General features: G+C 68.5%; 13 protein-coding genes and 4 tRNA genes. 11 read left to right on the top strand and 6 right to left on the bottom strand.

Annotated features, from left to right (window positions below):
• Window positions 1-6: 6 nt before the first annotated feature.
• Complete coding sequence (locus tag IFU19_RS04725; RefSeq protein ID WP_192013048.1) at window positions 7-909, bottom strand: rhodanese-like domain-containing protein; 903 nt, start codon at window positions 907-909, stop codon at window positions 7-9.
• 120 nt (window positions 910-1,029) lie between these two features.
• On the opposite strand from IFU19_RS04725, the gene zapE reads away from it, so the two are divergent.
• The 3 genes from zapE (at window position 1,030) to IFU19_RS04710 (ending at window position 4,099) form a co-directional block, all read left to right on the top strand.
• The gene (gene zapE, locus IFU19_RS04720; RefSeq protein WP_192013047.1) at window positions 1,030-2,067 is read left to right on the top strand and encodes a cell division protein ZapE; all 1,038 of its coding nucleotides are present in this window, start codon (window positions 1,030-1,032) and stop codon (window positions 2,065-2,067) included.
• A 166-nt stretch (window positions 2,068-2,233) separates the two neighbouring features.
• On the top strand, window positions 2,234-3,508 hold the full coding sequence (locus IFU19_RS04715) for an ammonium transporter (protein ID WP_192013046.1): 1,275 nt from the start codon (window positions 2,234-2,236) through the stop codon (window positions 3,506-3,508).
• A 72-nt stretch (window positions 3,509-3,580) separates the two neighbouring features.
• Window positions 3,581-4,099, top strand: coding sequence for a type II toxin-antitoxin system PemK/MazF family toxin (locus IFU19_RS04710; RefSeq protein ID WP_192013045.1), 519 nt, complete (start codon window positions 3,581-3,583; stop codon window positions 4,097-4,099).
• 3 nt (window positions 4,100-4,102) lie between these two features.
• Here IFU19_RS04710 and IFU19_RS16990 read toward each other — a convergent pair whose 3' ends face one another.
• Window positions 4,103-6,184: an SGNH hydrolase domain-containing protein gene (locus IFU19_RS16990; RefSeq protein WP_192013044.1), complete on the bottom strand. Its 2,082-nt coding sequence runs from the start codon at window positions 6,182-6,184 to the stop codon at window positions 4,103-4,105.
• A 265-nt stretch (window positions 6,185-6,449) separates the two neighbouring features.
• A tRNA-Val gene (locus IFU19_RS04700) sits at window positions 6,450-6,522 on the bottom strand.
• 163 nt (window positions 6,523-6,685) lie between these two features.
• Between IFU19_RS04700 and IFU19_RS04695 the strand changes: the two genes are divergently transcribed.
• The 3 genes from IFU19_RS04695 to IFU19_RS04685 all read left to right on the top strand — a co-directional run bounded on the left by IFU19_RS04695 (window position 6,686) and on the right by IFU19_RS04685 (window position 6,991).
• Window positions 6,686-6,757 (top strand) — tRNA-Gly (locus IFU19_RS04695).
• A 65-nt stretch (window positions 6,758-6,822) separates the two neighbouring features.
• Window positions 6,823-6,893 (top strand) — tRNA-Cys (locus IFU19_RS04690).
• Window positions 6,894-6,919: 26 nt separating this feature from the next.
• A tRNA-Val gene (locus tag IFU19_RS04685) sits at window positions 6,920-6,991 on the top strand.
• Between the two features lie 150 nt (window positions 6,992-7,141).
• Here the strand turns inward: IFU19_RS04685 and IFU19_RS04680 are convergent.
• Both IFU19_RS04680 and IFU19_RS04675 read right to left on the bottom strand, forming a co-directional pair.
• The gene (locus IFU19_RS04680; protein WP_192013043.1) at window positions 7,142-7,351 is read right to left on the bottom strand and encodes a hypothetical protein; all 210 of its coding nucleotides are present in this window, start codon (window positions 7,349-7,351) and stop codon (window positions 7,142-7,144) included.
• Window positions 7,352-7,774: 423 nt separating this feature from the next.
• Window positions 7,775-7,957 (bottom strand): hypothetical protein, encoded by a 183-nt coding sequence (locus tag IFU19_RS04675; RefSeq protein WP_192013042.1) that lies wholly within the window; start codon window positions 7,955-7,957, stop codon window positions 7,775-7,777.
• Window positions 7,958-8,107: 150 nt separating this feature from the next.
• On the opposite strand from IFU19_RS04675, the gene IFU19_RS04670 reads away from it, so the two are divergent.
• From IFU19_RS04670 to IFU19_RS04660, 3 genes are all read left to right on the top strand, one after another.
• Entirely contained in the window at window positions 8,108-8,515 is a 408-nt protein-coding gene (locus IFU19_RS04670; RefSeq protein WP_070409789.1) for a PPOX class F420-dependent oxidoreductase, read from the top strand.
• A gap of 200 nt (window positions 8,516-8,715) precedes the next feature.
• A complete protein-coding gene (locus tag IFU19_RS04665; RefSeq protein WP_192013041.1) occupies window positions 8,716-9,099 on the top strand; it encodes a DUF7882 family protein in 384 nt (127 codons plus the stop codon).
• A 39-nt stretch (window positions 9,100-9,138) separates the two neighbouring features.
• Complete coding sequence (locus IFU19_RS04660) at window positions 9,139-9,531, top strand: TIGR03618 family F420-dependent PPOX class oxidoreductase (RefSeq protein ID WP_070407986.1); 393 nt, start codon at window positions 9,139-9,141, stop codon at window positions 9,529-9,531.
• A 3-nt stretch (window positions 9,532-9,534) separates the two neighbouring features.
• Here the strand turns inward: IFU19_RS04660 and IFU19_RS04655 are convergent, their stop codons facing one another.
• Window positions 9,535-10,686 carry an SLC13 family permease gene (locus IFU19_RS04655; protein WP_191925665.1) on the bottom strand — a complete coding sequence of 384 codons (1,152 nt, stop codon included), beginning with the start codon at window positions 10,684-10,686 and terminating at the stop codon, window positions 9,535-9,537.
• An 82-nt stretch (window positions 10,687-10,768) separates the two neighbouring features.
• Between IFU19_RS04655 and thrS the strand changes: the two genes are divergently transcribed.
• Together thrS and IFU19_RS04645 are read left to right on the top strand one after the other, a co-directional pair.
• The gene (gene thrS / locus IFU19_RS04650; RefSeq protein ID WP_192013040.1) at window positions 10,769-12,754 is read left to right on the top strand and encodes a threonine--tRNA ligase; all 1,986 of its coding nucleotides are present in this window, start codon (window positions 10,769-10,771) and stop codon (window positions 12,752-12,754) included.
• Window positions 12,751-13,317 (top strand): HIT domain-containing protein, encoded by a 567-nt coding sequence (locus IFU19_RS04645; protein ID WP_192013039.1) that lies wholly within the window; start codon window positions 12,751-12,753, stop codon window positions 13,315-13,317. Before thrS ends, IFU19_RS04645 begins: the two co-directional genes overlap by 4 nt.
• Window positions 13,318-13,351 lie beyond the last annotated feature (34 nt).

The following is a 13,351-nucleotide window of genomic DNA, read 5'->3' as shown; positions in this document are numbered from 1 at the left end:
CCGCGGTCAGCGCGCGGGCACCTCGCCCGGCTCCGACCCCGCGACGATCGGCACGCGCACGGCACTGCCCCACTCGGTCCACGACCCGTCATAGTTGCGCACGTCCTCGAAGCCGAGCAGGTGCTTCAGCACGAACCAGGTGTGGCTCGAGCGCTCGCCGATGCGGCAGTACGCCACGATCTTGTCGCCGTCGGCCAGTCCGGCTCCGTCGCGGTAGATGGCATCCAGTTCCGCGCGCGACTTGAACCCGCCGTCCTCGGCGACCGCCTTGCCCCACGGCACGCTCTGGGCGCTCGGGATGTGGCCCGCGCGCAGCGCGCCCTCTTCGGGATACGCGGGCGCGGTGGTGCGCTCGCCGGAGTACTCCTCGGGGGAGCGCACATCGATGAGCGGGTTGCCGAGGTGCGCGAGCACGTCGTCTTTGTACGCGCGCAGGAGGGAGTCATCGCGCTCGACCACGGGGTAGTCGGTGGGCTCGACGACCGTCTTGTCGGTCGTGACCGGACGCCCCTCGCCGATCCACTTGTCACGTCCGCCGTCGAGCAGGCGCACGTCTTCATGACCGAAGAGCGAGAACACCCACAGGGCGTACGCGGCCCACCAGTTGTTCTTGTCGCCGTAGATGACGACGGTGTCGTCGCGCGAGATGCCCTTGCGGCTCAGCAGCTCAGCGAAGCCCTCTCCGTCGACGTAGTCGCGCACGACCGGGTCGTTCAGCTCGGTGTGCCAGTCGACCTTGACCGCGCCCGGGATGTGACCGACCTCGTAGAGGAGCACGTCTTCATCGGATTCGACGACGACCAGGCCCGGCTGACCGAGGCGTTCCTGGAGCCAATCGCCGGTGACGAGCCGACCGGGCTCGGCGTAATCGGCGAATTTGGGGGAGGTGGTGTCGAACTCGACGGTCACAGGTGTCTCCTCGGTCGGGGTGTCGGATGCGGCGGCATAGGGTGGACACCGCACCTCCGACCCTAGATCGGCTGTGTCGGGGCCAGCACCCCTCTCGTAAGACTCGGACACAGGACGACCATGACTTCTACGCCCGCGACGACCGGCCTCATCCACCTCGGCGACCGCGAGCCCGCGGTCACGGGTGCCGAGATGGTGAACGCCCTGGTGCCGCCCCCGCAGTTCGACGGCGCGACGTTCGAGTCGTACCGGGCAGACGACGCGTACCCGTCGCAGCAGGAGTCGAAGGAACTGCTGCAGGCGTTCGCCGGCAAGCAGTCGACTCCGGCCAAGAAGGGCGGGTTCTTCCGCCGCGCCGAGAAGGCTCCGGCCGTCAAACCCGGCGTCTATCTCGACGGCGGCTTCGGCGTCGGAAAGACCCACCTGCTCGCATCGATCTACCACGCCATGCCCGCGCGCCGGAAGTACTTCGGCTCCTTCATCGAGTACACCGCCCTGGTCGGCGTGCTCGGCTACGCCAAGGCCGTCGAGCTGTTCCGCGGATCCGACCTGCTGTGCATCGACGAGTTCGAGCTCGACGACCCGGGCGACACGATGGTGATGACGCGACTTCTCGGTGAGCTCGTGGCATCCGGCACCCGGTTGGCCGCCACCTCCAACACCCCGCCCAACGCCCTGGGCGAGGGCCGGTTCGCCGCCCAGGACTTCTTGCGCGAGATCCAGTCCATGTCCGACAGCTTCCGCACGATCCGCATCGACGGCACCGACTTCCGCCAGCGCGCCATCGACGGCTCCGCCAAGGTGCTGTCGGACGACGACTACCGTGCGGCGATCGATGCCGCGGCGGCCGGGGGAGTGGCATCCGACGACGCGTTCTCGGACCTCGTCGCCCACCTCGCCCGCGTGCACCCCTCGCGCTTCATCCGCCTCATCGACGGTGTCGACACCATCGGCCTGCGGGACGTCGAGGTGCTGCACGATCAGTCGGCCGCGCTGAGACTGGTCGCCTTCATCGACCGCGCGTACGACGCGCAGATCCCGATCCGGGCCACCGGCGTGCCGCTGAACACGGTGTTCGGCGAAGAGATGCTCGGGGGCGGCTACCGCAAGAAGTACCTGCGCGCCGTCTCGCGCCTGGTCGCGCTCACGCACTCCTGAAGCTCTCTCATCACCGCCTCTCGGCCCGACGAAACGTGATGTTTACCGGGGCGGGCCTGCTGTAACCCGCCGGTAACACGAGGCGAACGACGACGGTAACCCGGGCTGACGACACTGAGGGGACCCGACGCTTTACCTGCGTCCCTGCAGAGAGGTTCCCTCCGAGATGGATCAAGGCAACACCGCATTCATCCTGATAGCAGCCGCCCTCGTGCTGCTGATGACGCCAGGACTCGCGTTCTTCTACGGCGGCCTCGTCAAGGCCAAGAGCGTCATCAGCATGATGATGATGAGCTTCGGCGCAATGGGTCTGATGGGGGTCCTCTGGGTCCTCTACGGATACGCCATCGCGTTCCCCGCAACCGACTCCGGGGTCACCAACTTCCCCTGGATGCTCGACTTCAACGAACTCGGCCTCACGGGCGTGCTCGAGACCCCCGAGGGCGCCGCTTACCCGCCGCTCGCCTTCGTCGCCTTCCAGGCGACCTTCGCGATCATCACCGTCGCGCTCGTGTCGGGCGCCATCGCCGACCGTGCCAAGTTCGGTGCGTGGATGATCTTCGCCGGCATCTGGGCCACGGTCGTCTACTTCCCCGTCGCCAGCTGGGTCTTCAACTTCGGCCTGGCCGAGGACGGCTCGTTCTCGTACGGCGGCTGGATCACCAAGGGCCTTCAGGACGTGTTCGGCGTCGGGGCGATCGACTTCGCCGGTGGAACCGCGGTCCACATCAACGCCGGTGCCGCAGCCCTCGCCCTGGCGATCGTGCTCGGCAAGCGCGTCGGCTTCCAGAAGGGCGCCCACGTCCCCCACAACCCGCCGTTCGTGCTGCTGGGCGCGGGTCTGCTGTGGTTCGGCTGGTTCGGCTTCAACGCGGGCTCCGAGCTCGCCGCTGACGGCACCGCGGCCCTGGCCTTCGTCAACACGATCGCCGCCCCCGCCGCCGCTCTTCTCGCCTGGCTGATCGTCGAGAAGATCAAGGACGGCAAGCCCACCTCGGTCGGCGCCGCCTCGGGTGCCGTCGCGGGCCTCGTCGCCGTCACCCCGGCGTGTGCCGCGCTGACGCCCGTGTGGGCCATCGTGCTCGGTCTCGTCGCCGGCGCCGTCTGCGCCCTGGCGATCGAGCTGAAGTTCAAGCTCGGCTTCGACGACTCGCTCGACGTGGTCGGCATCCACCTCGTCGGTGGTCTGATCGGAACGCTGTACCTCGGCATCTTCGCCAACAACACCGGCCTCATCTACAGCGGCTCGTTCAACCAGCTGGTCGTTCAGGCGATCGCCGCCCTCGCGGTGCTGGTGTACTCCTTCGTGCTCGCCTTCGTCATCGGTCTCGCGATCGAGAAGACGATCGGCTTCCGCGTGAAGAACGAAGACGAGATCGCCGGCATCGACACCGTCGTGCACGGTGAAGAGGGCTACGTGCTCTCGGACGTGCGCGGCTGATACCGCCTCACCCCGAACGGGGCGTCACCGATTCGTCGGTGGCGCCCCGTTCGGGGTGCCTAGGGTGTGGGTATGGGAACCACGTCTCGTCTCGTGTCGGCGCTGCTCGGGATGTTGCGGCCATCCACCGCCGCACCACCTCGGGGACCGCGCCCCGAACCGGTGCCGCCGACGCCCTCTCCCGCGGGCGCTCGGACCATCGAGATCGACCCGCCACGGCGCCTCACCCTGTCGTATGCTCCCGAACGCGACAAGGCGCCCGACGGGGGCGAAATCGTCTGGACCTGGGTGCCCTTCGAAGAGCGTGACGGCCGGGGCAAGGATCGGCCGGTCCTCATCATCAGCCGAGCGGATGCCCGCAGCGCGTATGCCGTGCGTCTGACGAGCAAATCGCACGAGGGCGACCGGCAGTACCTCGCACTCGGTACGGGTGAATGGGACCCGCAGGGGCGACCCTCATGGGTGGACATCGAGCAGCTGTACCTCGTCTACGACGTCGGCATGCGGCGCGAAGCCGCCGCCCTCGACCGAAAGCGGTTCAACGCCATCGCTTCCGCCCTGGCCGCCCGACACGGGTGGCGTCGGGAGTGAACTTCATTCCCGACGGTCGAGCGTCGAGACCAGGGAGGCGCCCAGCCACGGGGCGAGCGAGTCGACGAAACTCGCCGTGAGGTGGTCGGCGTCGCGATAGGCCCCGGCGCCACCGATCACGGGCGAACACGTCGTCGCATCGCAGTAGACGTCGGTGAAATCGAGCACGCGGACGGATGGCAATCCCCTCGCCGCGCGCGCGAACGGCTCGTCTTCGGGGAGCGCGGTGCGCCGCTCGGTCGAGCAGTCGCTCGGCGCACGGTTGAGGAGGCATACGGCGGGATTCGTCTCGAGAGCGGGGTTGTCTACGAGGGCGACGATCGGGATGCCTCGGGTCGCTGCCGGCGCCCAGGCCGCTCGGAAGCCGCGCACGGCGGCATCCTGTGCCTCAGAGAACCCCGCCGTGGCATAGGAGGTGCCCGAGAAGGCCGTGGTGACAATCATTGCCGGTTCGCGGCGCATCAGCGTGTCGGCGACCTGTGCTCGCCACGTGTCACAGGCGGAGCCGAACGGGCCGTCGTCGGCGAGCGGGGTCGTGCTCCACGGGCAACCACCCTTCAAGAGTGTGGTCAGCCGCCATCCCTCGCGCTCCGCGATGTCCGCCAGCGCGTCGACGTACTGGAACGCGTGGCTGTCGCCGATCAGGAACACCTCCGGGGCGCCGGGCGCTTCGGATCCCCGCGTGCAGGTGCGGGCGTCGTCGCCGTCGAACTGCACGAGACATTCGCCGGCTGAGGGAGCGTCCATACCCATGGCCGAGGCGGAGGGCGTGTAGGTCTCGAAACCGGCCGACGCGCACGATGAGTCGAGCACGGCGGCTGCGCCGAAGCAGTCCGTGGGGGCGGCGCGGGCAGCCTTGATTTCCTGGCGTGCGGCGTCGTAGCGCGGCATCGCCACCGCAGCCAGCCCCACGGTAAGGACCGCGACGCCCGCCATCGCACCGGCGGTCATCCAGAGCGTCCGGCGCGGACGGGCGGAGACGAGGGCGGGGAGGGCGCGGATCGGCTCCTCTACGAAGCGCTGCGTCACCCAGGCCACACTCCCTGTGACGATCAACAGCCCCAGACGCTGGACGAGGTCGCCCGTCCAGAAGGGCAGAGCGGGAGCGACGAGGATGAGGGGCCAGTGCCAGAGGTACAGGCTGTAGGAAATGGCGCCCAGGAACGAGAAGGGCGGGAGCGCGATCACGCGGGTCGCGAACCACGGCCGCCCCGCGGGGGAGGCGGCGATGACCAGCGCGGCCCCGACGACCGGGACGAGCGCCAGATATCCGGGGAAATCCATCTGACCGTTCAAGAGTGTGAACGAGGCCACGAGAGCGGCCACCCCGCCCCAACCGATCGTGAAGCGGACGACGGGATGTACGGCGCGCAGGCCCGGGAACAGGGCCAGGAGACCGCCGACTCCGAACTCCCATACCCGGGTGAAGGTCGCGAAGTACGCCGCCGCCGGATCGACGGCGGTGAACCACACGCACGCGATGAACCCGACGACCGTGACAGTCCCGACAGTTGCGAGGAGGACCCCGCGCCCCGCACGGCCAGCCCGCCGAGTGAGCAGCGCCGCTCCCACCAGCAGCAGCGGCCAGACGAAATAGAACTGTTCCTCGACCGACAGCGACCAGTAATGCTGCGCGAGGGTCGGATCCCCCGAGTGTCCGAGGTAGTTGGCCGAGGTGGCGACGAGATACCAGTTCTCGACGTAGAACGTCGAGGCGAGGATCTCCTTCAGCCGGGAAGGCATCGCTGCGACCGGGACGAACCAGGGCGACGAGACGACGACGGCGCAGAACACCAGGACGGTCAGGGCGGCGGGCAGGAGTCTTCGTGCGCGTCGCGCCCAGAACCGCGCGAGGCGCACGGTTCCGGTGCCCGCGATCTCCCGAGCCAGGTGCGCGGTGATGAGGAAGCCCGAGATGACAAAGAAAACGTCGACTCCTGCGAAGCCGCCCGGGAGGGCCGTCGGCCACATGTGGAACACCACCACGGCCAGCACGGCAATGGCGCGAAGGCCCTGCACGTGGGGGAGGAACGTCGAGGTTGCCGGCCCGGAAGGATCGACGGCGCGCGGTATGGCGGAAGACACCCGCACAGCGTAAGAAGCGGGAGCGCTGCTCTCGGCTCTCGAACAAGCCGAGAAGCACGGATGAGGGACGCGTCGACGTTTCTCCTCTGTGCCGGTGGGCCCGGCAGGTCACCCGCTGGCGGCGGCGAGGCCATGCTCCGGATAGATCGGCGGTTCACCCACCGCCTCGCCCATCGCAGGGGCTTTCGCCGTACGTCGGACTTCTCGGGTCGACGACAATGTGCGGCGAAAATGAAGAAGCCCCCGGCGGACCGGGGGCTTTCGGTGGGCGATGCCGGACTCGAACCGACGACCTCTTCCGTGTGAAGGAAGCGCGCTACCAACTGCGCCAATCGCCCGCATCTCGTACGGGACTCATCGATCGTACCGGATGCCGAGGAGTGCTCCGAACCATAGGCCGCGCAGCAGAAACAGACACGCGCGGGGCGCGCCCCGTTTTGCGCCGGCGCTCAGATCAGGTAATGTCTTACGAGTGCTCGGGGCAAGCCCCGGGAACGAAATGCGGATGTAGCGCAGTGGTAGCGCATCACCTTGCCAAGGTGAGGGTCGCGAGTTCGAATCTCGTCATCCGCTCGAGTGAAGAGGTCTTCGTCAGGGAAACCGACGGAAGATCACGACACGTGGGTCGAACCACACACGGTGGCGTGGCCGAGCGGCTAGGCACCGGCCTGCAAAGCCGTTTACACGGGTTCGAATCCCGTCGCCACCTCGCTCATAACAGAACAGCCTGTATAGGCGCGATTGGCGCAGCGGTAGCGCGCTTCCCTGACACGGAAGAGGTCACTGGTTCGATCCCAGTATCGCGCACAGCTCAGTATCGTCGAAAACCCCCGGACTTCCGGGGGTTTTTTGCGTTACGACACGGCACCCTCGACGATCGCGATTCGCCGGAGATCGGCATCCCGTCGACGAGTGCCGGCACCGTGCCGTGGGGGAGCGACCCGCTTCGAGCCGGTTTCACGCCTCCGGCGGCTTGCGCCGACGACGGGCGCCCAGCTCGACGCCGAGGCGCACGCAACCGATGATGATGAACGCGAAACCGAGCACCACCACGTTCCACCGCCACAGCCCCTCCCCGTCGAAGAGAGACGACGAGGCGAAGGCGAGGATCGCCGCGAGGAAGAGCCACCCGGCGATCTCCGGGGGAGTGTCCTTCTTGTCCGTCATGAGCCCCACGATAGGCAGGACCATCGACGGCGACCTCCGCCGGGAGGGGGATATCCCACCGGCGCACCCGGGAATCCGAGGTGGAGACTCCCGCCCCAGGCAGGGGGGTGCCGAGGGGGCGGGGCGGGAGCCTTGACGAGGCTACACGATTGTCCCCCAAACGGGGGACACGGACCCCTCTCGCTCCGTCGGTGCGTGTCGCGCGATGACACACGGCGCGCGGGGCGCACGGCGGATCTGGGCGAGGGGGGAATCGTTCCCGCCGCCAGTAAGGGGGGCTGGTGAAGTGCCTGACGGCGGGAACGTTCTGACGCTAGGGCATGTCCCCCAAGTGGGGGACGGGTAGCGGGCAGGCTTGCGCCCACCTTGAGGTTCTCTTCAGTCGACCTTGAGGTTGCACGTCCCGGTCGCTCGACGTCGGGATCAGAGCACCCCGATGCTCTCCAGGTACTGCGCGACGCGTTCGTGCGCGACGGTGTCGACCGATTGGCCGCCGGGGCGCCGCACGGCCGTCAGAAGCGTCACGGAGTCGTTCGACAGCCCGAACTCGTGGGTGTGCAACGACACCACGACAGCCCCCACGCGCGGCACCATATAGCTCCCCATGTCCTCACCGTAGAGCGTTCATCTGTGCCATGGAAGCGCTCCCATGACATGTGCGCGAAGTGCACAGGGCGCGCGCGATTGGTCCGGGAACACTCATCGACGAGCGCAACCCCGGTGAGCGCGCGGGAACCGCGCAGTACCGTGGGCGACATGACCGTTCCCGACACCCTCTGGCGCGAGATCGCGGCATCCCCGTTCGTCTCCCTCGGCACCTATCGCAAGAACGGCGCCCTCGTCGCGGTTCCGGTGTGGGTCGCCCGCGACGGCGACGAGCTCGTCGTGACGAGCGAGCGCAACACGGGCAAGGTGAAGCGCCTGCGCAACGACCAGCGGGTGACCCTGCGCCCCTGCAGTCGGATGGGAGCGGTGGAGCCGGATGCCATCACGGTCGAGGCGCACGGCCGCATCGCTGCGGCCGCGACCGACGACGCGCACGCCGACGCGGCCCTGCGCCGCAAGTATCGTCTGCAGTACCGGCTGATCCTCGGATTCGAAGCCCTCGTGCGCCGGGTCCAGCGCAAGCCCGGCGACCGCGTCATCATCCGCATCTCGCGCTGAGCACGGAGCGACCGTCGGCGGCGGCCAGGCCGCGGAGCGCCGCGGCCTGGCCAGATTCCGCACGACGACGCGCGGGTGTTCTCGACTGCCGAGCATCCGCGAGACGTTAGAGGGGGAGAACCGGTCGACACCGCCGGCCACCGCGCTCGACATTTCTCGCCGAGGGAAGCGCGGTCCGGCGTCGATCTGCGGGGGGCATCATGGGCAAGTTCATTTACGACAGCAACATCAAGGTCGATTTCGAGGACCGTCTCCTCGCTCACCTGCAGGCCGTGATCATGGCCAAGGTACGTCGCGGGGAGAGCTTTCCGTTCACCTGGAAGGACGACATCAGCACCGGCGGCGGCCGGACGACGGTGTACGTCCACCCCCACGTCTCGCTCGTGTTCAAGTACCACGGCAGCCGCACCCCCCAGTTGAGCTCGGCCTGGCTGCACGCGCTGACCCACAACGCCAACTCGGGCCGCGGCCTGTACGTCGTTCCCGAACCCGATGAGTCCACGCCGCGCGACAGCGCCCCGCGCGACGAGATGGTCTTTCGCGAAGTGCCGAACGACCAGCATCCCGCGTTCACGAAACCCTGAGCGGGAATAGCCCACCCGACGGCGACGGTTGAGACGGGCATGAGCGACTGGACCGAAGCCAAGCCCTACTTCGAAACCGACGCGATCGCGCACCTCGCAACCCTCATGCGCGACGGGTCCCCGCACTCCGTCCCGCTGTGGGTGGGCGTCGACGGCGATCGCCTCATGATCTTCACCGAGGTGGACACGCTGAAGGACCGCAACCTGCTCCGCGACCCCCGCGTGGCGATCTCGGTCACGGGCGCCGACAACGCCTACGCGATGGCGTTCGTGCGCGGCGAAGCGGGGGGACGCATCGACGGCGACGCAGCCCTGCCGTACGTCGACCGCATCTCTACCCTGTACACCGGCGCGCCGTATGAGATGCGCGAGGGACTGGCGGTGTGGTTCATCGAGCCCCGCAAGTCGTGGGCGCGCGCGTACGAGAGCTGACGTTCAGAACGCCAGCGGCAGCACGCCGAGGACGAGGATGATCGGCGCGATCACCGCGCCGAGGAGCACGAAGCGGCTCCAGCGCACCTCGACGCCCGCCGCGACCAACCGGTCGTGCCAGAGAAGGGTCGCCAGCGACGCCCAGGGCGTGACGATCGGTCCCGCGTTGACACCCACGAGCAGGGCCGCCAACCGCACGGGAGACCCGGCGACCGACTCGAGCGCCAGGTAGCCCGGCAGGTTGTTGATGCCGTTCGCCGCCAGCGCCCCCACCCCGGCGAGCTGCCAGAGCGAGACGAGGTCGTCGCCCGTTCCGGCGAGCACCGAGGTGATCCGCCCGATCCCCAGGGCTTCCAGCGCGCCCACCGCCAGGAACAGACCGCCCGCGAACACGAGAAGCGACCACGGCACCAGCCGGATGCCGAGAGTCCGGGGCGCCCGCCACGCGAACACCGCGATGAGCACGACGGCAGCGCCGACGGCCGGCATCCACGGCTCGAGACCGATCACGAGCAGCGGCAGCAGGGCGAGGGTCACCACCCCCGATACGCGCAGCAGCACGGGATCCGAGACGGTGGGGGAGGCGGCATCCGGGTACGTCTTGGGCAGGCGACGCAGGAACACCAGCGTCAGCACCACGACCGACACCGCGATGGCGATGAACGCCGAGGGTCCGAGCAGAGCGAGGAACGCGACCGGGTCGTGCCCACCGCCGAGAGCCTCGGATGCCAGCAGGTTGGTGAGGTTGGACACCGGCAGCACCAGCGAGGCGGTGTTGGCCAGCACCACGGTCACGAACGCGAACGGCAGCGGATCGAGCTTGCGCGCGACCGCCATCGACACCACGACCGGCGTCAACAGCACCGCGGTGGTGTCCAGCGACAGGAAGGCCGTCGCCACCGTCGCGAGGGCCACGACCAGCACCCACAGCAGCGCCGTGCGTCCCCGGGCGATCCGGGCCAGGCGCGCGGCGACGACGTCGAACAGGCCGGCCTTGGACGCCAGTTCGGCGACGACGGTGACCGCGACGACGAACAGCAGGATCGGCCACACGCGATCGGCGACGGCGAGGGCGTCGTCGGCGGGGAAGATGCCGGTGAGCAGTGCGATGATCCCGAGGATCCACAGCACGCCGCCGATGATGGCCAGAGTCACCGCTCCACTATGGGGCACGTCGGGTGCGGTCGAGACCACGCCCGCCGGGTAGCCTGGAAACGACCCCTTCAGGAGATGTTCTGTGACTGATTTCCCCGCCGATGGCTTCGCCCTCTTCCCCGACCGTTCGGTCGTCGCTCTGCGCGTCAACGGGGAACTGAAAGACCTGGCCACGACCGTGACGGCCGACGACCAGGTGGAGCCTGTCACGATCGACAGCCCCGACGGACTCTCGATCCTGCGCCACTCCACCGCGCATGTGCTCGCGCAGGCGGTCCAGCGCGTCAAGCCCCAGGCCAACCTCGGTATCGGCCCCCCGGTCACCGACGGCTTCTATTACGACTTCCAGGTCGACGAGCCCTTCACTCCCGAGGACCTCAAGGTCGTCAAGAAGGAGATGGAGCGCATCGTCCGAGAGAACCAGCGGTTCGTGCGCCGCGTCGTCACCGACGACGAGGCGCGGGCCGAACTCGCTGACGAGCCGTTCAAGCTCGAGCTCATCGGACTCAAGGGCGGTTCCGCCGAAGCCGCCGAGGGAGCCTCGGTCGAGGTCGGCGCGGGCGAGCTGACGATCTACGACAACGTCACCCGCGACGGCGAGACCGCGTGGAAAGACCTGTGCCGCGGACCCCACGTTCCCGGTACCCGCCTGATCGGCAACGGCTGGGACCTCACCCGCATCGCCGGCGCGTACTGGCGCGGCAGTGAGAAGAACCCGCAGCTGCAGCGCATCTACGGCACCGCGTGGCCCACGAAAGACGAGCTGCGCGCGCACCAGCACCGCCTCGAAGAGGCCGCCAAGCGCGACCACCGCAAGCTCGGCAAGGAGCTCGACCTGTTCTCGTTCCCCGACGAGATCGGCCCGGGGCTGGCGGTGTTCCACCCCAAGGGCGGCATCATCCGCTACGAGATCGAGCGCTACATGCGCGGGCGCCTGCTCGCCAACGGCTACGACGTCGTGAACACCCCGCACATCACCAAGGGCGACCTGTTCATGACGAGCGGTCACCTGCAGTGGTACGCCGACGGCATGTACCCCCCGATGGTGCTCGACGAGGTGGTGGATGCCGACGGTCACGTCTCGCGCGAGGGTCAGGCGTACTACCTCAAGCCGATGAACTGCCCGTTCCACAACCTCATCTTCCGCTCGCGCGGCCGCAGCTACCGCGAGCTGCCGCTTCGCCTGAGCGAGTTCGGATCGGTCTACCGCTACGAGAAGAGCGGCACCCTCGCGGGCCTCACCCGCGTGCGCGGCATGACCCAGGACGACACGCACATCTACGTCACCGCCGAGCAGGTGAAGGGCGAGCTGACCCACAGCCTCGACTTCGTGCTGCAGACCCTGCGCGACTACGGCCTCAACGACTTCTACCTCGAGCTGTCGACGAAAGAAGACGGCAACCCGAAGTTCATCGGTGACGACGCGCTCTGGGTCGAGGCGACCGAGACGCTGCGCGAGGTCGCCGAGGCCTCGGGACTCGAGCTCGTGCCCGACCCGGGCGGGGCGGCGTTCTACGGTCCCAAGATCTCGGTGCAGGCGCGCGATGCCATCGGTCGCACCTGGCAGATGTCGACGATCCAGCTCGACTTCAACCAGCCCGAGCGCTTCGAGCTCGAGTACACCGGTCCCGACGGCGAGAAGCACCGCCCCGTGATGATCCACCGCGCCCTCTTCGGCTCGGTCGAGCGCTTCTTCGCGATCCTGCTCGAGCACTACGCGGGTGCGTTCCCGGTGTGGCTCGCACCGGTGCAGGTCGTGGCGGTTCCCGTCGCGGCCGAGTACGGCGACTACCTGGCCGGGATCGTCGCCGATCTGAAGTCGAAGGGCGTTCGCGCCGAGGCCGACCACAGCGACGACCGCATGCAGAAGAAGATCCGCACGCACACCACCCACAAGGTGCCGCTCATGCTGATCGCCGGCGAGCAAGACCGCGCCGCCGGCACGGTCTCGTTCCGCTTCCGCGACGGCACCCAGCTCAACGGTGTCCCCGTCGCCGAGGCCGTCGCCCGCATCACCGGCGCGATCGCGGGCCGCACGCTCGTGAACACCGCCGAGGATCTGGCGTGACGCACGATCCGGATGCCGGGGCGGCGGCCGAGCCGTCGATCGTCGACGCCGCGGATCTCGCGGGCGTGCCCGACGAGTTCCAGCGACTGTGGACGCCGCACCGCATGGCGTACATCTCGGCGGGCCGCGAGCCCATGGAGAAGAACTGCCCGTTCTGCGCGGCGCCCGAGAAGTCCGACGAAGACGGGCTCATCGTCGCGCGCGGCACGACCGCGTACGTGCTGCTCAACCTCTTCCCGTACAACTCGGGCCACCTGCTGGTGTGCCCGTACCGTCACATCGCCACGTACGACCAGGCGACCGACGATGAGGTCGCCGAGATCGGCGCGCTCACCCAGCGGGGCATGCGCGTGCTGCGCGCGGTGTCGAACTGCGACGGCTTCAACCTGGGCATGAATCAGGGCGCGATCGCCGGCGCCGGAGTCGACGGGCACCTGCACCAGCACATCGTTCCGCGCTGGGCATCCGACGCGAACTTCTTCCCGATCATCGCCAAGACGAAGGCGCTCCCGCAGCTTCTGGGAGACGTGCGCCGCACGGTGGCCGAGGCGTGGAACGCCTGAGCGGATTCATCCACACCCCGTCGGCGCACACGTC

It is taken from the genome of Microbacterium sp. CFBP 8794, from assembly GCF_014841235.1.
Classification (GTDB): Bacteria; Actinomycetota; Actinomycetes; order Actinomycetales; family Microbacteriaceae; genus Microbacterium.
This window is presented reverse-complemented; position numbering and strand designations above follow the sequence as displayed.

Excerpts from the sequence above, each read along its gene's own strand:
- zapE (WP_192013047.1), top strand. The coding sequence starts at position 1,030 with ATGACTTCTACGCCCGCGACGACCGGCCTCATCCACCTCGGCGACCGC.
- IFU19_RS04715 (WP_192013046.1), top strand. The coding sequence starts at position 2,234 with ATGGATCAAGGCAACACCGCATTCATCCTGATAGCAGCCGCCCTCGTG.
- IFU19_RS04710 (WP_192013045.1), top strand. The coding sequence starts at position 3,581 with ATGGGAACCACGTCTCGTCTCGTGTCGGCGCTGCTCGGGATGTTGCGG.
- IFU19_RS04680 (WP_192013043.1), bottom strand. The coding sequence starts at position 7,351 with ATGACGGACAAGAAGGACACTCCCCCGGAGATCGCCGGGTGGCTCTTC.
- IFU19_RS04675 (WP_192013042.1), bottom strand. The coding sequence starts at position 7,957 with ATGGGGAGCTATATGGTGCCGCGCGTGGGGGCTGTCGTGGTGTCGTTG.
- IFU19_RS04670 (WP_070409789.1), top strand. The coding sequence starts at position 8,108 with ATGACCGTTCCCGACACCCTCTGGCGCGAGATCGCGGCATCCCCGTTC.
- IFU19_RS04665 (WP_192013041.1), top strand. The coding sequence starts at position 8,716 with ATGGGCAAGTTCATTTACGACAGCAACATCAAGGTCGATTTCGAGGAC.
- IFU19_RS04660 (WP_070407986.1), top strand. The coding sequence starts at position 9,139 with ATGAGCGACTGGACCGAAGCCAAGCCCTACTTCGAAACCGACGCGATC.